Raw genomic sequence first — 235 nt, forward strand, 5'->3', positions numbered from 1 at the left:
CTCTATACCCGCCACTACAAATGCAGAGATACCGCTTTTCATATCGCTTGAACCACGACCATAGAGCTTGCCATCATTAATCAGGCCAGCAAAGGGCTCAAACTTCCAAGGACGCGCACCTAAGGGCACAACATCAACGTGGCCTGTAAAGCAAATACTCGGTTTATCAGCGCTACAAGAACCAACTTTTGCAACTAAGCTTGTTCGTCTTGGGGCAAACTCAATCAGACGACAC

At 47.7% G+C, this 235-nt stretch carries 1 protein-coding gene; it reads right to left on the minus strand.

Features of this window, described 5'->3' with window-relative positions; genetic code table 11:
* Positions 1–235 (minus strand): M20/M25/M40 family metallo-hydrolase (locus NCS03_RS31105; protein ID WP_250530523.1); only part of this gene is annotated, 235 nt, incomplete at both ends.

The organism is Caballeronia sp. ATUFL_F1_KS4A (assembly GCF_023630905.1).
GTDB lineage: Bacteria > Pseudomonadota > Gammaproteobacteria > Burkholderiales > Burkholderiaceae > Caballeronia > Caballeronia zhejiangensis.